Origin of the sequence: Bacillus sp. FJAT-27245 (assembly GCF_001273955.1) — a bacterium.
Classification (GTDB): Bacteria; Bacillota; Bacilli; order Bacillales; family Cytobacillaceae; genus Bacillus_D.
Genome location: NZ_LIGI01000001.1, coordinates 2,409,579 through 2,433,251 on the forward strand (window position 1 = coordinate 2,409,579; position 23,673 = coordinate 2,433,251).

Sequence of the window (23,673 nt, forward strand, 5' to 3'; positions counted from 1 at the left end):
AAGACCTTCTATAATCATATTAATCCATTTTCATAACCGCTTGGGCAAAATTAACACGGATAATTTGTCAGCTTTATGAATAATCACTAAATGACGAAAGCGGTTTCACAATTGTTTAATGAGGAAGGGGATGGCCTGCCGCTCCCCCTTAGGAAAAAAATCATGCAGTTTTTGCCGGTAGGACAATATTGAATGTCGTGCCTTTATTAGGCTCGCTTTCAACAAAGACCTTACCGTTGTGGCTTTCGATAATCTTGAAGCTGACCATCAGCCCAAGCCCATTTCCGCCTTTTTTCGTTGTATAGAATGGTTCACCCAGTTTTTTGAGTTTCTCTTCCGGGATTCCAACTCCGGTATCCTGGATGGAGATTTGCACCTGGTTCTGGTCGATGCTCGTTTTCACATGGAGCTCCCCGCCATTTGGCATGGCCTCGATGCCATTTTTCACAAAATTAAGGAAAACTTGTTTCAGCCTGTTTTCGTCACATTCAATTTGGATAATTTCGTGGGAATTGTCGAAGTAAAGTTTAACGTCCTTTTTACGTGCTTCAAATTCAAGCAGCGAAAGGACAGTTTTGATGACTGGAACAACGTTTTTCTCCTCCAGTTCCACCGCCTTTGGTTTTGCAAGAACCATGAAATCTTCAACAATCCCATTCACCCTTTCAATTTCATCAAGGATGATATTCAAAAATTCCTGCCTTTCAGGGTCACGTTCATCCAGCTGCAGGAATTCCGCATACCCCCTCATTGAAGTGAGCGGATTCCTGATCTCGTGTGCTACGCCAGCAGCAAGCTGCCCGACCGCAGCAAGCTTATCCTGCCTGTGCAGCATATCCTCGGTTTTCTTTCGCTCGGTAATATCATTTCGGATTGCCACATATTGATACGGCCGTCCTTTCTCGTTGAGGAACGGGACAATCGTTGTGTCAACCCAATAGAAGGAGCCATCTTTCGCCCGGTTTCTGATTTCGCCTTTCCACACATCCCCCTGGCCGATTGTCCGCCAAAGATTTTTGAAGAATTCTTTTGGATGGAGTCCCGAATTTAGGATATTGTGATCCTGGCCAATCAACTCCTCCCGCGAAAATTTGGAGATTTCACAGAAGTTATCATTCACGCTAATAATTTTTCCCTGGGCATCCGTTATTGCGACAATCGATGACTGGTCGAGGGCAAACTTATAGTCGCTGATTTCCTTAAGCGAGTCTTTCAGATTCTCCTCGGCCGTCTTCCGGTTCGTTATATCCGACCGGATTGCAACATATTGATACGGCTTGCCTTTGTGGTTCAGGAACGGAACGATAGTCGTATCGACCCAATATAGCTTCCCGTCCTTCGCCCTGTTGCAGATTTCCCCTTTCCAAACCTTTCCGCTCCCGATTGTCCTCCACAGGTCCATAAAAAATTCTTTAGTATGCGTTCCGGAGTTTAGTATTCGGTGATCCTCACCTATCAACTCTTCGCGGCTATACTTGGAAATTTCACAGAATTTGTCGTTCACACTCGTTATGATCCCTTTTGAATCGGTTATTGCCACAATGGATGATTGGTTAAGCGCAAACGTAATATCGCTAATTTCTTTATGCCGTTCCAATAGCTCTGCTTCCGCCTTCTTTCGGTCGGTAATATCAGAGCGGATTGAAACGTATTGATAAGGTTTACCCTTAGTATCAAGGAAAGGGACAATCGTTGTATCAACCCAGTAAAGAGAACCGTCTTTAGCTTTATTGCAAATCTCCCCGTGCCAAATTCTCCCCGCCTGGACGGTATCCCAAAGGTCCTTGAAAAATTCCTTGGAATGGTAGCCGGAATTCATAAGCCGATGGTTTTTCCCGATAATTTCTTCTTTCGTATACTTCGTTATTTCCAGGAATTTTCCGTTAACATCAATTAAATTCCCATCTTTGTCGGTAATGCCGACAATCGAAGATGCATCAAGCGCTGACATTATATCCTTTAAATGGCTGTCCGCTGCGGCGAGCTTTTTGCTAATCAAGGTGCTTGAAATAATCAATCCGCCGAAAATCAGGAAGGCAACAAAAAGGACCAGGTAAAAAATAAATGAGTCATCCGGGATAAGCGTTGTTTGAACCGCAGGGGTTTCTCCAATGCTTGACGCCCGCTTTAACAAAAAATGCCCTTGTACAATAGCGGCGGTAATGATCCCGGCACTTACCGGTTTCAGCCATGCGGAATTTCCCATATTGAAATTTTTCGAATAAACGAGCATCCAAAGCGAAAATAAAAAAGAGCCAAAAATCAATAAACCTGAAACAATAAAAATGGCTGGATTAAACCCGATGCTGATCTTCATTGAATATATGCCGATTATATGAATTGAAAAAACCGCCATTGTCAGGAAAAGGCTGCCGAATAGCATGCTTGAAAATTTAACCTGATTGACAGTTAATGAAACAAACGCCATGCCAGTCAGCGCAATGCCAATAATCATCGAGAGCAATGTAAGCGGAATCTGGTAAGTTGCAAATCTATTCATGTCCTCCGATAAAAGCCCGAGGAAATTCATCACCCAAATCCCTATTCCCATTGAAAAGGTTCCGCCAATAAATAAAAAACCCTTATTTTTTTTTGAAGATTGGATGAGAGTAAACATATCCAAAGCTGTATAGGAAGCCATCATTGTTAAGGCGATTGCGAATATAAGCAAAACCGGACTGAACGCCAAATTTTCCATTGTCAAGTACCAACCCCTGTGTTTTTGACATTTATAATACAATTGTAATAGAAATTTCACATTTAAGGAAGTGAATTTGGAGAAATTAATATACCTCCGAATGCATCTTACCAAATCCAACTAATTTTTCCTATATTCATAGTGAAATTTAACAGGAAAAGTTTTGCATTAATCGATATTCAAAAGATTATCCAAACGGAAAATTAGGTGTCACAAAAATAAAAGAAATGCTTAAACTGTATTATAAAAGGGTATAAAACATAAATCTGTCATATAAAAGGAGCGAGTATAAATGCTGGTCAATCCAATTGAGTTCTTTCGTAATCTTCCACAGAAGCAATGCGCGACATGCGGAAGCGCCATCCCTGAACAGGCAGAGTCCTATCTCTGCGAATGTGATTCCTGCCTAGCCAAACAGAACGATTAATGTACATCTTTTATCAACAGATATAGGCGGTTTTTGCACAAATTTGGCCGGCTTCGCATAAGTGGATGCGAAAGCCGGCCATTTGGCATTGTTTGAAAACCCTTTCTGATGTTTAAATAATAGTAAAACCATCCTAAAGGGAGATATTTTTATGAAGCTCGTTAGCTGGGCTTATTCCAAAAAATACAATATAAAAGCACTTTTCGATAAATTCCCCTTTTCACCCGTCATATTCAGGCAAATAAAGGAGTACTATTTCATCTATACAATTAAGTGGAATCCCGCCGACCCGCCAGTGAGGAGGGCCGATCTTGAAGAAATGGAGATGCTTTTGAATAACGAACTTGGGACTTTTGAAGGCTACAGGCGAAGGAAAGCCTTTCAAAATCAAGAATAAAACATACTTTCTCTGTACATGCTTATCTCCAAGGAGCTGAACAAAAATGGAGAAAAATACAAAGTACACAACGCCAGCCATAAAAAAACCGTCGTTCACTATTGAAACAGGCGACACATTCCCTAATCCGGAAAGTGTCCCGGGTGACTCCGTCGACGAGCACAAGCAGATCGAAGAGGCCAACACCCTTTTGACAGGCGATGAAATCAGGCAGCAAAATGAAAACCTTTAGAAGAGCTGGCATCAGCTCTTTTTTACATTTTAGGTAACTCCCTGACCCCCGCGTCCATTGAACTTCCGCACATCGGGCACAGCAAATCATCGGAAACGAAATTTTTCCTCATCCAGCCATTGCAGCCGTCATCGCTACATGAATATATTTCGGTGCTGACCAATTGTTCCTCTTCCTTTTCATTCGAAAGCCGTTTCCCAAAAAACAAGCTATTCCCTCCTTCAATTAATTGTCTTTCCTGAGTAGAGTTCCGCCCATTAGTATGCGCCAATCTCTTCTTATTATGATTGATACAGCCGCAATCGTTCTCTTTTTTGTAAAAAAGCTTCAGCACTTTTGAAGTTTTAATGAGATAAAATGAAAGAATAACAGCCATTTTCTCGAAACGGGTGAGAAGCAGTGGACGATTACGGCAAGCCTTCTCTTTCTTATGATTTAAATGAACTCCTTTCATCGGCGAACAGGACGTTTGAATGCCCTAAAGGGGCCTATTTATTTAGGGAAGGCCAGGAAGCAACTGAGGTATATTTGATTATTTCAGGAAAGGTCCAAATTTTAAAAATGCATCCCCAAGGACAGGAGCTGCTATTAAGGCTTTCAGGGGCTAATGATATCGTTGGCGAACTTACCCTCTTCACCGTTGATCCGAAATATATATTCAGCGCACGTGTTATCGAGGACGCGAAAATTGCCGCGCTGAACATCGGCGACCTTGAGCGGGCTATTTTCAAAAACAGCAAACTCGCCCTGGAGTTTCTCAAATGGATGAATGACCATATGCGTAAAACGATGACAAAGTTCAAGGATCTCGTTCTTTATGGAAAAAAGGGCGCGCTTTATTCCACTTTGATAAGGCTATCCAACAGCTATGGAGTCGTTGGCGAAGAAGGCATCACAATCGATGTCCCATTAACAACCCAGGATTTGGCCAATTTTTGCGGAACGGCAAGGGAAATCGTTAGCCGGATGCTTTCCGACCTAAAGAAAATGGGCATTGTTAGTGTCCGGTCAAGGAAAATTGTTATCCATGACATCGGCTTTTTGAAAAAAGAAAACCATTGCGACAACTGCCCGATCGAGTATTGCAATGTAGATTAATGAGAGAGAATTCTTGGAAAGCTGCTTGTTCACAAATTATCCATATGCATTTAGGGGAAACTCCTTTATCTTTGGTAAAGGGAGGGAATTTTTCTCATGAAAAAAACGATTATAATTTGCGCTATTGCGATTGCACTGGGAATTGGCGGAGGCATCGGTTTCTTTAAGGTTAGGGATGCGATGGCAAAAATTCCGGACGATGTCGAACTGGTCACACACGAAAACAAGGCTTACAGCTTCGGCGAGGATAAAACCAAGCTCAAGCTGATTGAATTCATCTATACCCACTGTCCGGATGTATGCCCGACAACAACGCAGAAGATGTCCGCATTGAAAAAGGACCTGGAAAAGAAAGGCGTCTTTGGCAACAAGGTTGAATTTATTACGATCACCATCGATCCTTACCGTGATACGCCTGAGGTAATGAGCAAGTATATGGACTCGTTCGAAATTACAAATGACGGAAATTGGATTTTCCTGACTGGCGATAAAAACAACTTAAAAAACAGCCACGAACAAATTAGAAAAGCGGCCGAACCATTCCAATTCCAATACAAGGATCCGGGCAACGGATTTTTCATCCATACGACATTCACATATTTGGTCGATGAAAACAATAAATTCATTGAAAAGTTCCCGATGGGGAAAGAATTCAATCGCAAGGAAGTTTTGGGCGCGATTATGGATGAACTAAATTAGGGATCGCAATATCTTGCTACGGGCTAAACACAAGGAACAAGTGTATAATTTTTTGTAGGACAAGAACAAAGTGCGCAAGCGCCTTGGTCAGCCCCGACAAGCATAAGACGGGACCCGCAGGATGGGCCTGCCCTCCGGAGGGAACCGGCTTATGACCTCGAGGGGCTAGGCGCTGGAGCTGGATTAAAATAACTTAATTCGAGTTATCCACAAGGTTCAATTCTATAATTTCCTAGACAACAAAGGAAAAGCGGGTACCCTAATTGGACGAGGGTACCCGCTTTTTACATGATTAGTTAACCGAAGAAGGAGTATTGTTCAAATGCTGCAGGTTTGATAGATAATCAGCTTTCGGTTTTGTTATGCTTGCTTTAATCCCCGATTTCCTTAACTTTTTGACAAGTTCGGCAATTTTTTGCTTAGCCATACGATTCACCTTCTCTTCCCGGCATTTCCATAAGTCAATTCTACACCAAAAATATGAATAAAGTGTGAAAATCTCAAAAAAAATAAAGAAAAATTTTCCGCAAATAAGTTCGTTTACTCGGTTCGTTATACCCTCTGATTTGCACCTGAAAACACTGTTTCCAAAAGAAGCGATTTGAAAGTGTTAGCACCCCCTTAAGAATCATGGTATAATTTTGTAGATTATGTCTATTTGGAGGATGCTATGATAACAGTCAGTAATGTAAGCTTACGGTATGGAGACAGGAAATTATTCGAAGATGTTAACATAAAATTCACGCCCGGGAACTGCTATGGGTTGATTGGCGCCAATGGAGCGGGTAAATCGACTTTCCTGAAGATCCTTTCCGGTGAAATCGAATCCCAAACTGGTACAGTCCACCTTGGCCCTGGCGAAAGAATGGCCGTATTAAAACAGAACCATTTTGAATACGAGGAACATGAAGTCCTGAAGACGGTTATTATGGGCCACACTCGCCTTTATGAAGTCATGCAGGAAAAAGATGCGATCTACATGAAGGAAGATTTCAGGGACGAAGATGGAATGCGCGCAGCAGAGCTTGAAGGCGAATTCGCTGAACTGAACGGCTGGGAGGCTGAATCCGAAGCCGCGATTCTCCTGAAAGGCCTTGGGATTGATGAATCCCTTCATGATAAAAAAATGGCCGAGCTTTCCGGTTCGGAAAAAGTGAAGGTCCTTCTTGCCCAGGCATTGTTCGGCCAGCCTGACGTGCTGCTGCTAGACGAGCCGACGAACCATCTTGATATCAAGGCGATTCAATGGCTCGAGGAATTCTTGATCAACTTTGAAAACACCGTCATCGTCGTTTCCCACGACAGGCATTTCCTGAATAAAGTATGTACCCATATCGCCGACCTCGATTTCGGTAAAATCCAAATCTATGTCGGCAACTATGATTTCTGGTATGAATCCAGCCAGCTCGCATTAAGGATGGCACACGATCAAAACAAGAAAAAGGAAGAAAAAATCAAGGAATTGCAAGCCTTTATTGCCCGCTTTAGTGCAAACGCGTCAAAATCAAAGCAGGCAACCTCAAGGAAAAAACTGCTTGATAAAATTTCACTTGATGACATTAAGCCTTCTTCCCGCAAATACCCATATGTCGGTTTCACCCCTGAAAGGGAAATCGGCAATGACTTGCTTCGTGTTGAAGGATTGACCAAGACGATTGACGGCGTGAAAGTCCTTGATAATATTAGCTTTGTAATGAACAAGGATGACAAGATCGCGCTTGTAGGCACAAACGAATTGGCTAAGACAACCCTTTTCAAAATCCTGATGGGAGAACTTGAACCGGATGCCGGGTCTTTCAAATGGGGAATCACCACTTCGCAGGCCTATTTCCCGAAGGATAACTCAGCCTATTTCGAAAACAGCGACCTTACTCTTGTTGACTGGCTGCGCCAATTCTCGCCGAAGGATGACAGCGAAAGCTTCCTGCGCGGCTTCCTTGGAAGGATGCTCTTCTCTGGTGAAGAGGTGCTCAAAAAAGCAAGCGTCCTTTCCGGTGGCGAAAAGGTGCGCTGCATGCTTTCCAAAATGATGCTTTCGGGCGCGAACGTGCTGCTGCTTGACGAACCGACTAACCACCTTGACCTCGAATCCATTACGGCATTGAACAACGGTTTGATCAACTTTAAAGGTTCCGTCCTGTTTGCTTCCCACGACCACCAATTCATCCAGACGATTGCGAACCGCATCTTTGAATTGACGCCATCCGGCCTGGTCGACAAGCAGATGACCTACGACGAATACCTTGAAAACAAGGAAGTTCAGGAACAAGTTGCGAAAATGTACTAAAACTTTTAAACAGGGGCTTTTAGCTCCTGTTTTTCTATTCCATTTTTAGTGAATATGTCCGGCCCCGCGTGTTCCCCTCTTTACTCAAGGCCATGCCTGTTAAAAGCTTATTGGCGAGTTTAACTGAATTTACTCCTAAAAGGTCACGGCATTCCCTGTTACTAATCCGGTTTTCCTGTACAAGCAAATGATCAGAAATAACTGTAACGTGGGCATCTTTTGAATTGGCGAAACATTTTTTACAATGCCATGCCCCCCTTACTCTCTCCATTGGCCTGCAGCCGCAATTTTGGCAAGCGATATATTTTAGTAGTTCTTCGTGCTTGAGTTTATATAAACCCATAATATTAACAGGCTGCGGGGAATGCGCCTTTTTAATCATCCTGGCAATCTTTTTAAGTTCCTTTTCACTGAGCAGCTCTTCTTTATAATGCTTCGATAGCTCCATAACTTTTAGCGGAAGGCTCTTGTCCGTGCCAACATGCCTGGCAGTTTCATGGTTACTGCATTTAATGACAGATTGCGTATTGCTGATGATGGCTAGATGTTCAATCGGCACCCGTTTCATTTTATTGGCTGCGAGCCATCCTCTAAGTTGTATACAATGGTTTAATGCCTGAATGAGAGGATTATCCGCACCCGATACTGTTTCATGGCGGGAGACAGTAAGCTGGCCGGTCACATGGTTGAAGTACAGTTCCCCCTCAAGGCTTTTGATTTCAATAATTAGGAAAAACCTTGCAGTTAGAATGAGGGTATCGATTTGAAAATGGAGTTTTTTGTGAAAAAGGGTTAAATCATGGAGGATGAGAAATTCCTTTTGGTCAAGAAGGCCTGCATAGTAATCGGAACTTTTTTCGCCGTTGTATCCTTTTTTGCGGTATTTCAGGTTTCGGCGGATATCAGGGATGAGACGGTGATTTGAGGGCAGCAACCGGAGAAGTGCTTCGAGGCATTGAATCCAAATTGGTACCCCGCGGGCTTTTATTAGCAAAAAAACAACTCCTTTCATCTTTTCAGCTTTATTTCTTCTATAATCTACTGGTGTAATCCTTCAACCGTTGTATATTGTTGAAAAAAAGACACACTTTTAACATTAAATGTAAAATAGAGGTACTATATAATGTAGAAAAGTTCGTAAAATGTGGTATTTGTAAATATAAGGTTTTTTCACTAACTGCATTCCAGCCTAAAAATTTTATTCACCCCAAATTTCTTATGTTTCACCCTGTTTTTCAAATTATTCGCCCCATTATTTCACTCATTCGCCCTTATCTAAACTTTCAGAAAATTTACAGCGCTAGTTTTCACCCTTACCACCTTGTTCAAGGTAGTTTCCATCCTTTTTTCAAAAAACCCACTTAATAAAAAAAGACAGAACCCATTTCAAAAGAGTTCCGCCTTACCCAAAAGACTATGACCGCTTCTGTTTATTCCTGGACGAAGGGGCTTTCTTGTTCCCTGTTTCCCTGTCCGTGGTTCCCTGCCCTTCCACCTCGGATGAATTCAGGCCGATTGTGGATGGATCCTGTTTTCTTTTGCCCAATTCAAAACACCTCCCACCCATTAGGGTGAACCCCGCCGCATCAATTATTCAAAAAAGGGCAAGATATGGGCGAAGGAGGTGTGGATTTATGGCAAAGATCGGAGTGGAACAGTCCCTTAGCAATGTACAGCAGGCCTTGAGGGAACGGGGATATGACGTGGTGGAACTGAAGCAGGAGTCGGATGCGGCCGATTGTGCGTGCTGTGTGGTTACCGGCTTGGACTCGAACATAATGGGCATCCAGGATACAGTGACAAAGGCTCCCGTTATTGAAGCAAACGGCCTTTCGGCGGAAGAAGTATGCAGCCTTATTGAGAACAGGATCGGGTAACCAAACTATTTTTCAAGTGACAGGACCGCTATTCTTTGTTAAATTAAGACTGTCTTTCCATACCGGTCCAGGATATGGGAAGACAAGTCGCCCTTATGGCGGTACTACAATTGTGACTGGATGGATAAGATTTGGTTAATCCTATTATTCTCTCAATTCAAACAGCTGCCATCGCTCTAGGGCTTGCTTTTCCGATTGGTGTTTTGCTCGCGCGGGCAATGGCGGGAAGAAGATTCCGCGGACAAACCGCCGTTGAAACATTTTTCATGCTGCCCGTTGTCCTTCCCCCGACCGTGGTCGGGTTTTTGCTTATTGTCCTGTTTGGAAAACATAGCCCAATTGGAGCCATGATTGACACGGTCTTCGGGCATCCAATCATGTTTACCCCATGGGCGGCGGCGCTCGCTTCGACCGTTGTCGCGTTCCCGTTAATGTATCAGTCGGCAAAAACAGGCTTTGAATCCATTAATCCCGAAATTGAGGAAGCCGCCAAGATGGACGGCGCCGGACCATGGAGGACGTTTATTCATATCATCCTGCCTCTTTCGGCAAGGGCCTTAATCACCGGCGGGATCCTCAGTTTCGCCCGTGCACTGGGGGAGTTCGGGGCAACACTCATGTTCGCCGGGAATATCCCCGGAAAAACGCAGACAGCCCCAATCGCGATTTACATGGCAATGGAGTCAGGCAGGACGGATGAAGCTTGGTTCCTCGTTGTATTGCTTATTATTATTTCGTTCATCATGCTCTATCTTTCTTCCTTTTTAAAAAACAAATAGTGGCTGCATATTTCCCCAAAAGCATGGCAAACTACACCCGCTATCTTAAACAAATTGTTGGGAAGTGCTTTTGTGGAAGAGATTGCTTCATCGATTTTGAGAACCGCGGTTTCGTTTCTATTATTGCTTTTTATCCTCGCTTTGTTCGGAAGGCAAATCAACGCGCATAAGAACCATTTCAATATGGCGATGGCCATTACCGCAGGCTCGCTTGTGTCAAATATGGGCTTCAATGTCAATCTGAAATTTTTGCCAATGGCTTGCTCATTCGCGACGCTAGTTTTTCTCTATTATCTAGCAGCCATCGGGACGTATCGGTCCCCTTTTTTCTATAAAATCCTTTCCGGCCCCTCCTCTATCCTGATTGCAGATGGAAAAATCAATGAGAAGAACCTAAGAAGCGTGAAGCTGACAAAGGAAGGGTTGTACCAGCATTTACGAGAGAGTGGGATTTTCAAGGTTTCTGAAGTTGAAAAAGCAATACTCGAGCCGAACGGTATCCTTTCAATCAAAAAGAAAGCCCCCCTTGATAAGGGGAGCTTCGCCTGCCCAATTCCGGAATTCCTTCTTAAAGATGTCCAGTTGCCCGCCGAACTAATCCGTGATGGAGCCTGCCTGTACCGGACGTATCCCGTCCCGTTCATTTCTTGGTTAGAAGGATATCTATATGGAAAAAGTGTCAATGCCGAAAGTGTCCGGTACGCCGTTATTTCCACTGACCGTCTCCTTTTCCTCGTTAGCTCTGACGATTCCTGAGTCCGGTGAAAAAAGTCAGGAAGGTGTAAACTCCTGTTTTAACCGTTGCCCGCGCTGGCGTACCCTTCGTTGGATCCAGGTAGACAATGTCCATAGCTGCAGCTTTTGCTGAATGGCCCGCTTCGTAAACTGCCTCGAATAATTCATGGGAAGCCATCCCGCCTGAGGTCGATGCGGGACTCCCTGGGCGAACGCATTATCAAGTAGGCCAACAGAGTCTGTCCGTTAAAAATCCATGAAGCCCGATATTAAAAACATTCCTGCCTTCGATTACCCCGTTTTCAATTAAAAATCGGATGCTCCCGACACCGAGAGTGATGACCGGGATAGCGGAACCCCTACTGTAGCCGGTATCCGCCTGGCAATTCCAGTCCTTAACCTTAGGGTCTTTCGCCCTCCCATCTCTCCGTCACGCCAACTGGGCTGGTTCCAGGTACTCTTTTAGCACAATACCCCATCCCTTACAACAAATTTCCCGTTTTTGATTACAGTATCCGTATGATTCATCCCGTAATTGTACTGGAGCCTTTTATAATTCGGGACATTGGCAATCAGGATATCCGCCTGTTTCCCTTTTTCAATGCTGCCCACATTGCCCGCCCGTCCAATCGCATGAGCGGCATTTATTGTCGCGGCTGTAATAACTTCCTCAGGCGACATGCCCATCCTCAGGCAGGCCAGATTCATAATGAGCGGCAACGAGACTGTCGGCGATGACCCTGGATTAAAATCAGTCGACAGAGCGACGGCGACCCCCGAATCGATCATTTTCCTGCCATTCGCGCTTTCCGCCATCAGGAAAAAGGCAGTCCCGGGCAAAAGGACGCCAATGACGCCTTTTTCTGCCATCATGTCAATCCCTGTTTGCGAAGCCTTCAGCAAATGGTCCGCGGAAATCGCGCCAACTTCTGCCGCAAGTTCCGCCCCTTTGTATGGCTCAATTTCATCGGCATGGATTTTCGGCGTTAGGCCATACTGTTTTCCCGCTTCCAGAAGCCGCCGTGATTGTTCAGGGGTAAAAACGCCCCGCTCACAGAACACGTCGTTGAATTCGGCAAGCCCTTCAGCTGCTACTTTAGGCAGCATTTCTTCAATAATAAGATCAATAAAACGGTCCGGGTCACTTTTGTACTCGGCAGGAACGGCATGGGCTCCCATGAATGTGCTGACAACATCCAACACATGGGCTTCATTTAACTTTTTCGCAACAAGAAGCTGCTTGTATTCCGTTTCCCAGTCGAGGCCATAGCCGCTTTTCGCTTCAACAGTCGTTACCCCGTGCAACAGGAAGTAGTCGAGCTTTTTCATTCCTTCGCGGAAAAGCTCTTCCTCGGAGGCAGCCCTCGTCCTTGACGTAGTGGCATGGATTCCGCCGCCGCTCTCCATAATTTCCATATACGTTGCGCCCTTCAGGCGCATTCCGAATTCTTCTTCCCTGCTTCCCGCATGGACAAGATGGGTATGCGGGTCGACGAGGCCGGGAAGAACAATTTTCCCGGACGCATCAATCATCTCTGCCCCGTCAAGCACGTCGCCCGCGGCCGCTTCTACTTCCTCATAGGAGCCAACCGCCGCGATGTTCCCATCAATCAGGAGGACCGCCCCATTTTCAATGATAGAGAGCTCACTCATCTCCCCACGAATGGCTGGTTTCCCCGAGTAGCCTTTCACAGTAATCACCTGTGAGGCATTTTTTATAAAAATTGCTTTGGTCATTTGCCGTAATTCCCCTTTCTTCTTAGTTGCCCTGCAATCCGTAAGGGGCTAATCAAGCATCGGAATGTTGAGCCCATTCTTCCTGGCCGCTTCAACTGCCAAATCATATCCCGCATCGACATGGCGCACGATTCCCATTCCCGGGTCTGACGTCAGGACGCGTTCCAGCCTGCGCTCTGCTTCCTTTGTACCATCTGCTACGATGACCATGCCGGCATGTAGGGAGTACCCCATTCCTACGCCGCCCCCATGATGGACTGATACCCAGCTCGCGCCGCCAACCGCATTGATCATCGCATTCAGAATCGGCCAGTCCGCGACCGCATCGCTTCCATCCGCCATCCCTTCCGTTTCCCTGTTCGGGGATGCGACCGATCCGGAGTCAAGATGATCCCGCCCAATGACGATTGGCGCTTTCAGTTCACCGCTCGCGACCATATCATTGATGATTTTCCCAAAGCGGGCCCGCTCCCCATAGCCAAGCCAGCAAATCCTTGACGGAAGGCCCTGGAACTGGATTTTCTCCCTGGCCATGCGAATCCAGTTGCAAAGATGCTCGTTGTCGGCAAATTCACGGAGGATGACCTCATCAGTTTTGTAAATATCCTCTGGATCCCCCGAAAGCGCAACCCAGCGGAACGGTCCCTTTCCTTCGCAGAACAGCGGGCGGATGTACGCAGGCACAAATCCCGGGAAATCAAACGCATTTTCAACACCCTCGTCTTTCGCGACCTGCCGGATGTTGTTTCCGTAATCAAACGTTATCGCGCCCTTTTTCTGCATCTCAAGCATTGCCCTTACATGCACCGCCATGTTCTCACATGACTTTTTCACATAGCCATCCGGGTCGTTTTTCCTGAATTCCGCGGCTTCTTCCAACGTATAACCCGCGGGAATGTAGCCGTTCAGCGGATCGTGGGCGGATGTCTGGTCGGTGAGGACATCAGGAATAAAGCCCAACTCAAGCATTTTTGGTAAAAGTTCAGCCGCATTCCCCTCAAGCCCAATTGAAATCGCCTGTCCCTGATGTTTCGCTTCCTTCGCCTTCGAAAGCGCGTCCTCAAGCGAATCGGCGACAATGTCCAGGTATTTTGTTTCAATCCTGCGCTGGATATGGTGAATATCTGTATCAATCGCCAAACAAACCCCGCCGTTTAACGTAACCGCCAATGGCTGCGCGCCGCCCATGCCGCCAAGCCCTGCAGTGAGCGTAATTGTATGTTTCAGGCTGCCCGAGAAGTGTTGCCTTGCCAGCTCGGCAAATGTCTCGTATGTTCCCTGGACGATTCCCTGGCTTCCTATGTAAATCCAGCTGCCCGCTGTCATTTGCCCGTACATCATCAGTCCCTTTTTATCGAGTTCATGGAATGTTTCCCAATTCGCCCAGGCCGGAACCAGATTCGAGTTCGCAATAAGTACCCTCGGCGCGTCGGCGTGGGATTTAAACACGGCGACTGGCTTTCCTGACTGGATAAGCAATGTTTCATCGCTTTCGAGTTTTTTCAGGGATGCAACGATAGCATCAAAGCAGTCCCAACTCCTGGCTGCCTTGCCAATCCCACCATACACGACAAGTTCATCAGGATTTTCGGCGACCTCCTCATCCAGATTGTTCATTAGCATCCTGAGTGCGGCCTCCTGAATCCACCCTTTCGTATTCAGTTCGGCACCTCTGTACCTTACTACCCTGTTTTTTGTTTCCGCTTTCATTTTTTGCTTCCTCCTCCCGATGGCTAAAACTTCATTCTGTTTCTGGGGGCTATGCTGAGATGCGTATTCGTGGGGCCACTAACCATCCCCTTTTTATTATAAAGGAAGTTTCAGAAAAAATAGACAAGTTTACCTGCCTATTGAGCATAAATTAAAAATAGGACAAAGATTGGGAGGGAACCTCATGCAATTTTTAACAATTAGAAAAGGAACGGCAATCATCTTTCTTGCAGCAGCGATCGGAATTGTTTTAGCTGCCGGTTGGTGGTTTTTAAAGGCAGGCGATACGGTGGTGTTTAATGAAACAGCAGGGAATTCACCAAGAGAAATCCACATGGTCACCGGTGAGTTTATGTCAACACTACCAAGCGGCAAGAAAATTGAGGCTTACAGATGGGATCCGGGAACAATTTTTATGGAAAAAGGAGAAAAGGTGCGTTTAATTATTTATGGGGTGAACGGCAAAGAGCATCCTTTCCACATTGAAAATACTTCAATAAAAGGAACCGTTAAAAAGGGTGAAGAAACAGTGGTGGACCTTTCTTTTGATAAAGAAGGGACATACAGGCTAATTTGTGAGATCCACCCGGATAAAGAGCACAACGGACCGATGATTGCCTATATTAACGTCGACTAGCGGATTGGGAGCTGCGCGCCGGAAACGGGGGGCAGCTTTTTTGTTTTTCCTTTTAAACTTCCTGTTCACAGTATCTCCATTGTAAAAATGTTGATAATAAAGCTTTTCTCTTGTATAACAGTTTTACGATACAAGCATACAGGACTAATACAGATATTTGCTTTTCTATTTTTCTGAAAATATACAAAAACCTCTAATCCTTAATAAAATCAAGTTTCACAATATAGTAACAATTAAGGCCGATTTAGGGTGATTTTTCTCACATTCCATCTGTTATACTCGAGGTAAGATAATATCAATAAAACTGTTATATAGTTTTCAAAATAAATGAAGAGGTGAACCAAAATGGCTCAAACCACAATGGTTAATACCAATCGGAAGCTTTCGCACTGGAAAGGCTTCAAAACTGGTAAGTGGGCAAATGAGGTAAATGTAAGGGATTTTATCTTGAACAACTTCAATCTATACGAAGGCGATGATTCTTTTCTAGCGGGAGCGACAGAAGCAACAAAAGCCCTTTGGGTACAGGTTATGGACCTAACGGCGCAGGAACGCGAGAAAGGCGGCGTTCTCGATATGGATACCGAAACAGTATCCACGATCACATCACATGGGCCGGGATACCTGAACGAAGACTTGGAAAAGATTGTCGGTTTCCAGACCGATAAGCCGTTTAACCGTTCCATGCAGCCATTCGGCGGAATCCGCATGGCGAAAGCAGCCTGTGAAGCGTATGGCTATAAGCTGAACGAGGAAATTGAACGGATTTTCACGGACTTCCGGAAAACCCATAACCAGGGTGTGTTCGATGCCTATACCGATGAAATGATGCTCGCCCGTAAAGCGGGAATCATCACTGGCCTTCCGGACGCATATGGGCGCGGCCGTATCATTGGGGACTACCGCAGGGTAGCGCTTTACGGCGTCGACTTGCTGATTGAGGAAAAGAAGAAAGATGTAAAAGCAACAAGCAGCGTAATGACCGAAACGACAATTCGCCACCGCGAGGAGCTTGCAGAGCAAATCCGCGCCCTTGATGAATTGAAGGAACTGGCGAAGAGCTACGGCTATGATATCTCTTCCCCTGCTTCAAATGCTGCCGAAGCTTTCCAATGGCTGTATTTTGGCTACCTAGCAGCTATTAAGGAGCAAAACGGAGCGGCGATGAGCCTTGGCCGCGTATCGACTTTCCTGGATATTTACATTGAGCGCGATCTGGAAAACGGCGTGTTGACAGAGACGGAAGCACAGGAGCTTGTCGACCATTTTGTCATGAAACTGCGCCTTGTGAAATTCGCGCGTACGCCTGATTACAATGAACTATTCAGCGGAGACCCGACCTGGGTAACCGAATCGATTGGCGGAATTGCCCTGGATGGACGCCCGCTCGTAACAAAGAGCTCGTTCCGCTTCCTGCACACCCTTGACAATCTTGGCCCGGCCCCAGAGCCGAACTTGACCGTCCTATGGTCAACACAGCTTCCGGCCAATTTCAAAAAATACTGCGCGAAGATGTCCATCCAGACAAGTTCGATTCAATATGAAAACGACGACATCATGCGTCCTGAGTGGGGCGACGATTATGGTATTGCCTGCTGCGTATCCGCGATGGCCATTGGCAAGCAAATGCAGTTTTTCGGAGCCCGGGCCAACCTTGCAAAAGCGCTCCTTTATGCAATCAATGGCGGAGTCGATGAAAAGCTGAAAATTCAGGCCGGGCCTGATTATGCACCAATTACTTCCGATGTCCTCGACTACGAAGAAGTTATGAAGAAGTTCGATAACATGATGGAATGGCTTGCCGGCCTATACATTAACACGCTGAATGTCATTCATTACATGCATGATAAATACAGCTATGAGCGGATTGAAATGGCGCTGCATGATTCCGAGATTCTCCGTACAATGGCAACGGGTATCGCGGGGCTAAGTGTTGTCGCAGACTCGCTAAGTGCGATCAAGTACGGCGAAGTAAAAGTAATCCGCGATGAAAATGGCATCGCCGTCGATTTTGAAGTGAATGGCGATTATCCTAAGTACGGAAACAACGATGACCGAGTTGACAGCATCGCCGTCGATCTTGTAAAAACTTTTATGAACAAGCTTCGAAAACATGAAACATATAGAAATTCGATGACAACCATGTCGGTCCTGACGATTACGTCCAATGTTGTCTACGGCCAAAAGACAGGAAATACTCCTGACGGCCGCCGTGCTGGCGAACCATTCGCACCAGGCGCAAACCCAATGCATGGCCGCGATACAAAAGGGACGCTTGCTTCCCTATCGTCTGTCGCAAAGCTTCCTTATGAATATTCACTTGACGGAATTTCAAATACGTTCTCGATTGTGCCAAAGGCATTGGGCAAGGAAGACGATAGCCGCATCAACAATCTTGTATCCATCCTCGACGGGTATGCAATTAAAGAGGGCCACCACCTCAATGTCAATGTCTTTAACAGGGAAACACTGATGGATGCGATGGAGCATCCGGAACTTTATCCGCAACTGACAATCCGGGTCTCCGGTTATGCGGTAAACTTTATTAAGCTCACAAGGGAACAGCAGATGGACGTCATCAACCGGACATTCCATGAATCGCTGTAACGGATAGGGTCCGGGCAGCTGTCCGCCCCTCCCATTGAAAGGAGAATCAACCATGAACGGAAATATTCATTCAATCGAAACATTCGGAACGGTCGACGGGCCGGGAATCCGCTACGTGATTTTCACCCAGGGATGCCTGCTTCGCTGCCAGTTTTGCCACAATGCCGATACATGGGAAATAGGAACCGGCAGGCAGATGTCCGTTTCTGAAATTATGGATGATTTCCGTTCCTATCTTCCTTTCATTGAAGGGTCGGGTGGAGGAATCACGGTAAGCGGCGGTGAACCCCTCCTTCAGGTACCATTCCTGATTGAGTTGTTCAAGGAATGCAAAAAAGTGGGAATCCATACGACAATCGATTCATCAGGAGGATGTTTTTCAAGCTCAAGGCATTTCCTCGACCAGCTCGACGAATTAATGGAGTATACAGACCTCGTCCTGCTTGACCTGAAGCATATTGACCGAAAAAAACATATCAATCTTACAGGCATGGCGAATGACCATATCCTCGAGTTTGCAAAATATTTGTCTGACAAAACTATTCCTGTATGGGTTCGGCATGTCCTCGTTCCCGGCGTGACGGACACACATGAAGATCTTAGTAGATTGGGTGACTTTATCGGAACGCTCGCGAACGTACAAAAGGCGGAAATTCTCCCGTACCATAAGCTCGGCGTGTATAAATGGGAAGCCCTGGGCCACGAATACCCACTCATGGATGTTGAACCGCCGAGCGAAGAGAAAGTTCAGCAAGCCTATGAGATTATTACAAAGTCGTGGAATGCCCCATCCTTTTTATAAAGTAACCTTGCATCAGCAGTGGATTTCAGCTGAATTTCAGATGAACGAATCGGCCCTGATCGTACTATAGAGAAAATGCTGTCAGCCGGCAGCATTTTTTCTATTTACCTTACGTAGATTTTATATATTCACACATGTCCTGCATTGTTTCTCCATATTTTCATGTTATTTTAAAAGAAAGATATTCGTTTGGGGGAATGCTCCATGCACCAAATTCTTACAAGCATCAGCAACTTCCTGAGCACGCCTTTTCTGTCGATGGTGGACCCATCCGGCCAGTTCCCTATACTTGCCGCCTTTCTGCTCGGAATTGTCGGAGCGTTGGCACCATGCCAGCTGACGGGTAATATCAGCGCCATCACTTTTTATGGGAATAAAAGCATTCAGGCCCCCGGGCAGACTGCGAACGCCCTGTTTTTTATTTTTGGAAAAATAGTTGTGTTCTCCTTGCTTGGGTTGTCAGTCTGGGCGATTGGCCGGGAATTCCAGGATACACTGATAACCTTCTTCGCAGCATCAAGGAAAGTGATTGGCCCATTCATTATCCTCCTCGGCCTGTTTTTGGCAGGGTGGTTTAGATTGGGGTTCCTTGATAAAATATTTTCATTTATCCCCGCCAACCGCTCTGGGGGGAAGTGGAGTTCATTCCTAATGGGAACGGCGTTTTCAATTTCTTTCTGCCCGACGATGTTCATCCTGTTTTTTATCACATTGATGCCAATTGTCCTAAGTACCTCATATGGAGTAATTCTTCCATCGATTTTCGCGGTCGGCACCTCCCTTCCGTTAATTGTCTTTTTGATGATTGTCTGGTTCTTTGGGATGGATGGCGCCCTTTTACGAAAGAGCCGGAAATTTGGCTCCTTTGTCCAAAAAACCGCAGGTGTTTTCCTGATTGTTATTGGCCTTCTCGATACTGTGGCGTATTGGTGAACTTCCATATTGACAACAACTCTCCTCCGTTATAAAGTGTTTATTGTCAACCAATACATAAATTAGGTTAACACAACAAAAGGGGAGAGTAGCAATGACAAATGATCAATTACGTTTAAGAAGGATGATTCTCGCGGCTTTATTCGCCGCCATAACAGGGGTGCTGGCACAGATGACAATTCCCTTGCCACTTGTGCCGATTACAGGACAAACGCTTGCGATTGGCCTTGCCGCAACGATCCTGGGCTCCCGTTACGGCACGCTGTCAATTCTCGTCTACCTTGCTTTAGGCGCTGTGGGCGTGCCTGTTTTTGCCGAAATGAAATCAGGTGTTTCCATTTTATTCGGCCCTACTGGCGGCTACCTCGTCGGCTTTGTCCCTACCGCCTTCCTAATAGGTTGGTATATGGAAAGGACATCCTTCACGGTGAAAAACGCAATGATTGCTAACACAATCGGGATGATTGTTACGCTGGCTTTCGGAACTTTTTGGCTGAAAATGTCCGCTGGCCTTGAATGGGCCTCTGCTTTTAAAGGAGGTTTTTATCCATTCATCCCTGTGGGAATCATCAAAGCGGCGCTTGCAGCATCGATTGGTATAGGCGTCAGAAGGCGGCTCGTATCTGCCAACCTGCTCCTTCCAGTTCAAAACAACATGAAACATAGTGCTTAAATAGAAGCTGATTTCCGGCTTCTTTTTTTGCCTGAGCAGCCAACTTGCTCGACATTTTTTTCCATTCATTCACATTGCTTGTTTCCGAATTCTGCTATATACTTTTTTTATCTGCACGAAGGTGGTGATTCCATGATAGATTTGCTTGTGGAACTGTATGACATAAATGCCTGGACGGCAATCTATACCGGTATCTATCTTGGGATTGCTCTGAAACTCCTGATTGATGTGGGAACCGAACTATCCTTCGCGGAAATTGAAAAACAGGATACAGGCTTATCCGCGCTGAACCTTTCGGCAATCCAGGATAAGAACTTTAGACAAATAGTAAATTCCATACTTATTTGGATCGGAAAATATATACGAATAAAATACGGTTCACACGATGACTCGGAAGAACCGCATTTCCTCCCTGCCAGTTAACGCAAATTAACTAACCAGGAGGAAATATGAAACATAAAAATAGTCTTTTATTGTCAACTATCCTTTTCATTGCAGTTATCGCCATGACTGGCTGCTCATCTTCTTCAAATGGGGATGCGGGCTTTTTTACAAGATTCATCGTCCATCCATTCGGATCGGCCATCCATTTTTTCGGTGAGCTGTTCGGGGGGAATTACGGACTCGCGATTATCCTGATTACCTTTATCATCAGGCTTGCGCTGATGCCACTCATGCTCCGCCAATATAAAAATCAATTGGCCATGAAAAGCAAAATGGACAGCCTGAAGCCGGAACTAGATGCATTGCAAAAGAAAATCAAGGCTGAAAAGGACCCTGCCAAGCAAAAGGAATTACAGAGCCAGACCTTTGCACTGTACCAAAAGTATGGTGTCAACCCTTTGAACATGGGGTGCCTGCCAGTCCTGATTCAAATGCCGATTCTAACAGGCTTTTACTATGCGATTCGCAGCTCATCGGAAATAGCATCCCATAAATTCCTTTGGTTCAGCCTTGGAAGCCCGAATATGATCATTACCCTAATTGCCGGGCTTATCTATTACCTGCAATTCAAGGTATCCCAATCAAGCATGCCTGCCCAGCAGCAGGAACAAATGAAGTACATGGGGCTTCTGTCGCCGATTATGATCGTCATGTTTTCCTTGAAATCGCCAGCCGCCCTTCCGCTTTACTGGACAGTCGGCGGTGCGTTCCTCATTTTGCAAACGCTGATCAGCAGACGCCTTTACCAGATTCCCAAGGCAGAGGCGAAAGTTTCTCTACAAAAATAAAAACAACAACCTTCCCGGAAATAAATTCGGGAAGGTTGTTTGTTTAGAATTAATCGATAACACTCGTGGAGTTAGTCATGGGTTGTTGACTTTTCCAAAAGGCGGATTGCCGATTGGACCATCAGCTGAACACCGATTTTCATTGCTTCTTCATCAACCATGAATTTCGGATGGTGCCACATTTCTTTTATTCCCTTCGCTTCATTGCCGGACCCCAGCCAGACATAACATCCAGGGACTTCCTGCTGGTAAAAGGAGAAGTCCTCCCCGCCCATCGTTGGCTCGGCTACAACTGTTTTTTCCTTTCCGACAATCGTTTCCGAAACTTCGCGGACAATCGCTGTAACCCCCGCGTCATTAAAGACAGCAGGCAATAGGAATTGATAATCAATCTCTACATCCCCGCCAAGCGCGGAGGCTGTATTTGTCACAACCCGCTTGAAGGTTTCAGCTATCTTACGCCTTACCTGTTCATTGGATGTCCTAACTGTCCCCTTTAGCATTGCGGTATCTGGGATGACATTGTTCGTCGCACCCGCCTGGAATGAACCAATTGTTACAACTGCTGACTCCTTCGCGGAAATTGTCCTGCTCGCGATTGTTTGCAGCTGCCCGACAATCGCGCTGCCGATGACGATCGGATCGATTGTTTTCTCCGGAAGTGCTGCGTGCCCGCCTTTTCCCTTAATGGTAATCCAAAAATCATCGACACTAGCCATTAGAAACCCTTCTTTGACTCCAACAGTGCCTGTTGGCAATTCCGGGCTGTTATGAAGGCCAATGATTGAGTTGACTCCTTTAAGAAGTCCTTCCTTAATCATTCCTTCCGCACCGCCTTCAGCTTCCTCGGCCGGCTGGAACAGGATACGGACATTAACGGGAAGCTCGTCGGCCATTTCCTGCAGGATTACTGCAGCTCCCAGGGCAATGGCCGTATGCACATCATGTCCGCACATATGGCTGACGCCGTCTACTTTCGACCGGAATGGAAGATCGGATTCTTCCTGGATTGGCAGAGCATCAATATCCGCGCGAATTGCAACAGTCGGTCCACCGGCATCCCTTCCCTTGATCTCAGCGGCCGTGCCTGTTGGCATGGTTAGTGGGATAGTCTTTATCCCGCTTTCTTCAAGCCACTTCTTAATTTGTCTTGTCGTTTTGAATTCCTTGTTGCTCAGCTCGGGATACATATGAAGCTGCCGTCTCATCTCCACCAGCCTAGGAAACAATTGTTCAACTTTATCCTTGATTACTTCGTTTACTGCTGCCATTAAATTTTCCTCCCAAAGAATACCACGGGTTATCATTTTAAAAAGTCCACCCGGAGGGGTCGTAAAATTAAGCCATTATCCTTTTAAAACTACCCTATTGCCTGCCACTTTGGCAATTGGTATTTCGCAGACAGCCCCGGATTTTTTGCAATCTTAAGTTCGTTGCGGCCAATTATTCGTACACGCTTACCCTGCGTTCAATTTTTCCAACCATTGCTGTCATAAAGGTTGTTAGCAATAAATAGATTGCCCCGACCATAATAAAAATCTCCATATAGCGGTATGTGCTGCTGATGATTTGCTGCCCTGTCCGAAGCAGATCATAGAGCGCAATTGTTGAAACTAGCGACGATTCCTTAATCAAGGCAACAAACTCATTTCCAAGTGGCGGCAGCATGCGGCGGAAAGCCTGCGGAATAATGACATAGCGCATTGCCTGGCGGTAATTAAGCCCTAGGGACCTTGCAGCTTCCATTTGCCCTTTGTCAATTGACTGAATGGCGCCCCGGGCAATTTCCCCGATATAGGCGCCCGCGTTCAGCGAAAGTGCAATGCAGGCAGAAACGAACGGCGGCATCGTCAGCGCGCTGAACATCGATGGAATCGCGAAGTGGATAACAAACAACTGCAGCAATAGCGGCGTTCCGCGGACCGCCCAAACATATAACCCGCTGATTTTCGAAAAAAACTTTACCTTTGATACCCTTCCAAGCCCAAGGAACAAGCCGATGATACTGCCGGCTGCAATCCCGATAACAGCAATTTCAATTGTCACGAGGGCCCCTTTCAGCAAATAGGGGAGATACGTAAGAGCAAATGTGAAAAAATCCATTGTTTTCCTC

At 45.8% G+C, this 23,673-nt stretch carries 25 protein-coding genes; 16 read left to right on the forward strand and 9 right to left on the reverse strand.

Going from position 1 to position 23,673, the window contains the following annotated elements; translation table 11 throughout:
* Positions 1 to 160: 160 nt before the first annotated feature.
* The gene (locus ADU24_RS11600) at positions 161 to 2,704 is read right to left on the reverse strand and encodes a PAS domain S-box protein (RefSeq protein ID WP_053366784.1); all 2,544 of its coding nucleotides are present in this window, start codon (positions 2,702 to 2,704) and stop codon (positions 161 to 163) included.
* Between the two features lie 286 nt (positions 2,705 to 2,990).
* On the opposite strand from ADU24_RS11600, the gene yhfH reads away from it, so the two are divergent.
* The 3 genes from yhfH to ADU24_RS11610 all read left to right on the forward strand — a co-directional run bounded on the left by yhfH (position 2,991) and on the right by ADU24_RS11610 (position 3,754).
* On the forward strand, positions 2,991 to 3,125 hold the full coding sequence (gene yhfH / locus ADU24_RS22565; RefSeq protein WP_082306886.1) for a protein YhfH: 135 nt from the start codon (positions 2,991 to 2,993) through the stop codon (positions 3,123 to 3,125).
* A 151-nt stretch (positions 3,126 to 3,276) separates the two neighbouring features.
* Complete coding sequence (locus tag ADU24_RS11605; protein WP_053366785.1) at positions 3,277 to 3,522, forward strand: hypothetical protein; 246 nt, start codon at positions 3,277 to 3,279, stop codon at positions 3,520 to 3,522.
* 46 nt (positions 3,523 to 3,568) lie between these two features.
* Positions 3,569 to 3,754: a hypothetical protein gene (locus ADU24_RS11610; RefSeq protein WP_053366786.1), complete on the forward strand. Its 186-nt coding sequence runs from the start codon at positions 3,569 to 3,571 to the stop codon at positions 3,752 to 3,754.
* Between the two features lie 22 nt (positions 3,755 to 3,776).
* Here the strand turns inward: ADU24_RS11610 and ADU24_RS23545 are convergent, their stop codons facing one another.
* Positions 3,777 to 3,962 carry a cold-inducible protein YdjO-related protein gene (locus tag ADU24_RS23545; protein ID WP_053366787.1) on the reverse strand — a complete coding sequence of 62 codons (186 nt, stop codon included), beginning with the start codon at positions 3,960 to 3,962 and terminating at the stop codon, positions 3,777 to 3,779.
* 191 nt (positions 3,963 to 4,153) lie between these two features.
* Between ADU24_RS23545 and ADU24_RS11620 the strand changes: the two genes are divergently transcribed.
* Complete coding sequence (locus ADU24_RS11620) at positions 4,154 to 4,852, forward strand: Crp/Fnr family transcriptional regulator (RefSeq protein WP_053366788.1); 699 nt, start codon at positions 4,154 to 4,156, stop codon at positions 4,850 to 4,852.
* A gap of 96 nt (positions 4,853 to 4,948) precedes the next feature.
* Positions 4,949 to 5,551 carry an SCO family protein gene (locus ADU24_RS11625; RefSeq protein ID WP_053366789.1) on the forward strand — a complete coding sequence of 201 codons (603 nt, stop codon included), beginning with the start codon at positions 4,949 to 4,951 and terminating at the stop codon, positions 5,549 to 5,551.
* A 292-nt stretch (positions 5,552 to 5,843) separates the two neighbouring features.
* Here the strand turns inward: ADU24_RS11625 and ADU24_RS23670 are convergent, their stop codons facing one another.
* Entirely contained in the window at positions 5,844 to 5,978 is a 135-nt protein-coding gene (locus ADU24_RS23670) for a hypothetical protein (RefSeq protein WP_269432230.1), read from the reverse strand.
* 243 nt (positions 5,979 to 6,221) lie between these two features.
* On the opposite strand from ADU24_RS23670, the gene ADU24_RS11630 reads away from it, so the two are divergent.
* On the forward strand, positions 6,222 to 7,838 hold the full coding sequence (locus ADU24_RS11630; RefSeq protein WP_053366790.1) for an ABC-F family ATP-binding cassette domain-containing protein: 1,617 nt from the start codon (positions 6,222 to 6,224) through the stop codon (positions 7,836 to 7,838).
* Between the two features lie 34 nt (positions 7,839 to 7,872).
* Here the strand turns inward: ADU24_RS11630 and ADU24_RS11635 are convergent, their stop codons facing one another.
* Entirely contained in the window at positions 7,873 to 8,832 is a 960-nt protein-coding gene (locus ADU24_RS11635; RefSeq protein ID WP_053366791.1) for a nuclease-related domain-containing protein, read from the reverse strand.
* Between the two features lie 420 nt (positions 8,833 to 9,252).
* Positions 9,253 to 9,384 carry a YuzL family protein gene (locus ADU24_RS22575; protein WP_082306889.1) on the reverse strand — a complete coding sequence of 44 codons (132 nt, stop codon included), beginning with the start codon at positions 9,382 to 9,384 and terminating at the stop codon, positions 9,253 to 9,255.
* Positions 9,385 to 9,472: 88 nt separating this feature from the next.
* Here ADU24_RS22575 and ADU24_RS11640 point away from each other — a divergent pair, with 88 nt between their 5' ends.
* From ADU24_RS11640 to ADU24_RS11650, 3 genes are all read left to right on the forward strand, one after another.
* Entirely contained in the window at positions 9,473 to 9,715 is a 243-nt protein-coding gene (locus ADU24_RS11640) for a YkuS family protein (RefSeq protein ID WP_053366792.1), read from the forward strand.
* 131 nt (positions 9,716 to 9,846) lie between these two features.
* Complete coding sequence (modB, locus tag ADU24_RS11645; RefSeq protein WP_053366793.1) at positions 9,847 to 10,494, forward strand: molybdate ABC transporter permease subunit; 648 nt, start codon at positions 9,847 to 9,849, stop codon at positions 10,492 to 10,494.
* 72 nt (positions 10,495 to 10,566) lie between these two features.
* On the forward strand, positions 10,567 to 11,250 hold the full coding sequence (locus ADU24_RS11650) for a DUF421 domain-containing protein (protein WP_053366794.1): 684 nt from the start codon (positions 10,567 to 10,569) through the stop codon (positions 11,248 to 11,250).
* A gap of 441 nt (positions 11,251 to 11,691) precedes the next feature.
* Here the strand turns inward: ADU24_RS11650 and hutI are convergent, their stop codons facing one another.
* Positions 11,692 to 12,966, reverse strand: a complete 1,275-nt coding sequence (hutI, locus tag ADU24_RS11655; RefSeq protein WP_053366795.1) for an imidazolonepropionase — start codon at positions 12,964 to 12,966, stop codon at positions 11,692 to 11,694.
* 48 nt (positions 12,967 to 13,014) lie between these two features.
* Complete coding sequence (hutU, locus tag ADU24_RS11660; RefSeq protein ID WP_053366796.1) at positions 13,015 to 14,676, reverse strand: urocanate hydratase; 1,662 nt, start codon at positions 14,674 to 14,676, stop codon at positions 13,015 to 13,017.
* A 184-nt stretch (positions 14,677 to 14,860) separates the two neighbouring features.
* Here hutU and ADU24_RS11665 point away from each other — a divergent pair, with 184 nt between their 5' ends.
* The 7 genes from ADU24_RS11665 (at position 14,861) to yidC (ending at position 21,560) form a co-directional block, all read left to right on the forward strand.
* A complete protein-coding gene (locus tag ADU24_RS11665; RefSeq protein WP_053366797.1) occupies positions 14,861 to 15,313 on the forward strand; it encodes a cupredoxin domain-containing protein in 453 nt (150 codons plus the stop codon).
* Between the two features lie 360 nt (positions 15,314 to 15,673).
* Positions 15,674 to 17,920 carry a formate C-acetyltransferase gene (gene pflB / locus ADU24_RS11670; protein WP_053368902.1) on the forward strand — a complete coding sequence of 749 codons (2,247 nt, stop codon included), beginning with the start codon at positions 15,674 to 15,676 and terminating at the stop codon, positions 17,918 to 17,920.
* A 52-nt stretch (positions 17,921 to 17,972) separates the two neighbouring features.
* A complete protein-coding gene (gene pflA / locus ADU24_RS11675) occupies positions 17,973 to 18,722 on the forward strand; it encodes a pyruvate formate-lyase-activating protein (protein ID WP_053366798.1) in 750 nt (249 codons plus the stop codon).
* Positions 18,723 to 18,926: 204 nt separating this feature from the next.
* Positions 18,927 to 19,655 (forward strand): urease accessory protein UreH domain-containing protein, encoded by a 729-nt coding sequence (locus tag ADU24_RS11680; RefSeq protein ID WP_053366799.1) that lies wholly within the window; start codon positions 18,927 to 18,929, stop codon positions 19,653 to 19,655.
* A gap of 94 nt (positions 19,656 to 19,749) precedes the next feature.
* Positions 19,750 to 20,328, forward strand: coding sequence for a biotin transporter BioY (locus ADU24_RS11685; protein ID WP_053366800.1), 579 nt, complete (start codon positions 19,750 to 19,752; stop codon positions 20,326 to 20,328).
* Between the two features lie 132 nt (positions 20,329 to 20,460).
* Positions 20,461 to 20,751, forward strand: coding sequence for a hypothetical protein (locus ADU24_RS11690; RefSeq protein WP_053366801.1), 291 nt, complete (start codon positions 20,461 to 20,463; stop codon positions 20,749 to 20,751).
* A 26-nt stretch (positions 20,752 to 20,777) separates the two neighbouring features.
* Complete coding sequence (gene yidC, locus ADU24_RS11695; protein ID WP_053366802.1) at positions 20,778 to 21,560, forward strand: membrane protein insertase YidC; 783 nt, start codon at positions 20,778 to 20,780, stop codon at positions 21,558 to 21,560.
* A 71-nt stretch (positions 21,561 to 21,631) separates the two neighbouring features.
* Here the strand turns inward: yidC and ADU24_RS11700 are convergent, their stop codons facing one another.
* Positions 21,632 to 22,831 carry a M20 metallopeptidase family protein gene (locus ADU24_RS11700; protein ID WP_053366803.1) on the reverse strand — a complete coding sequence of 400 codons (1,200 nt, stop codon included), beginning with the start codon at positions 22,829 to 22,831 and terminating at the stop codon, positions 21,632 to 21,634.
* A 172-nt stretch (positions 22,832 to 23,003) separates the two neighbouring features.
* The gene (locus tag ADU24_RS11705) at positions 23,004 to 23,663 is read right to left on the reverse strand and encodes an amino acid ABC transporter permease (RefSeq protein ID WP_053366804.1); all 660 of its coding nucleotides are present in this window, start codon (positions 23,661 to 23,663) and stop codon (positions 23,004 to 23,006) included.
* Positions 23,664 to 23,673 lie beyond the last annotated feature (10 nt).

Coding starts and splice junctions, on each gene's coding strand:
- hutU (WP_053366796.1), bottom strand. CDS start 14,676: ATGAAAGCGGAAACAAAAAACAGGGTAGTAAGGTACAGAGGTGCCGAA.
- yidC (WP_053366802.1), top strand. CDS start 20,778: ATGAAACATAAAAATAGTCTTTTATTGTCAACTATCCTTTTCATTGCA.
- yhfH (WP_082306886.1), top strand. CDS start 2,991: ATGCTGGTCAATCCAATTGAGTTCTTTCGTAATCTTCCACAGAAGCAA.
- pflA (WP_053366798.1), top strand. CDS start 17,973: ATGAACGGAAATATTCATTCAATCGAAACATTCGGAACGGTCGACGGG.
- ADU24_RS11680 (WP_053366799.1), top strand. CDS start 18,927: ATGCACCAAATTCTTACAAGCATCAGCAACTTCCTGAGCACGCCTTTT.
- ADU24_RS11605 (WP_053366785.1), top strand. CDS start 3,277: ATGAAGCTCGTTAGCTGGGCTTATTCCAAAAAATACAATATAAAAGCA.
- ADU24_RS11610 (WP_053366786.1), top strand. CDS start 3,569: ATGGAGAAAAATACAAAGTACACAACGCCAGCCATAAAAAAACCGTCG.
- ADU24_RS11665 (WP_053366797.1), top strand. CDS start 14,861: ATGCAATTTTTAACAATTAGAAAAGGAACGGCAATCATCTTTCTTGCA.
- ADU24_RS11685 (WP_053366800.1), top strand. CDS start 19,750: ATGACAAATGATCAATTACGTTTAAGAAGGATGATTCTCGCGGCTTTA.
- ADU24_RS23670 (WP_269432230.1), bottom strand. CDS start 5,978: ATGGCTAAGCAAAAAATTGCCGAACTTGTCAAAAAGTTAAGGAAATCG.
- ADU24_RS11625 (WP_053366789.1), top strand. CDS start 4,949: ATGAAAAAAACGATTATAATTTGCGCTATTGCGATTGCACTGGGAATT.
- ADU24_RS11700 (WP_053366803.1), bottom strand. CDS start 22,831: ATGGCAGCAGTAAACGAAGTAATCAAGGATAAAGTTGAACAATTGTTT.
- ADU24_RS11690 (WP_053366801.1), top strand. CDS start 20,461: ATGATAGATTTGCTTGTGGAACTGTATGACATAAATGCCTGGACGGCA.
- pflB (WP_053368902.1), top strand. CDS start 15,674: ATGGTTAATACCAATCGGAAGCTTTCGCACTGGAAAGGCTTCAAAACT.
- ADU24_RS11630 (WP_053366790.1), top strand. CDS start 6,222: ATGATAACAGTCAGTAATGTAAGCTTACGGTATGGAGACAGGAAATTA.
- ADU24_RS11640 (WP_053366792.1), top strand. CDS start 9,473: ATGGCAAAGATCGGAGTGGAACAGTCCCTTAGCAATGTACAGCAGGCC.
- ADU24_RS11705 (WP_053366804.1), bottom strand. CDS start 23,663: ATGGATTTTTTCACATTTGCTCTTACGTATCTCCCCTATTTGCTGAAA.
- hutI (WP_053366795.1), bottom strand. CDS start 12,966: ATGACCAAAGCAATTTTTATAAAAAATGCCTCACAGGTGATTACTGTG.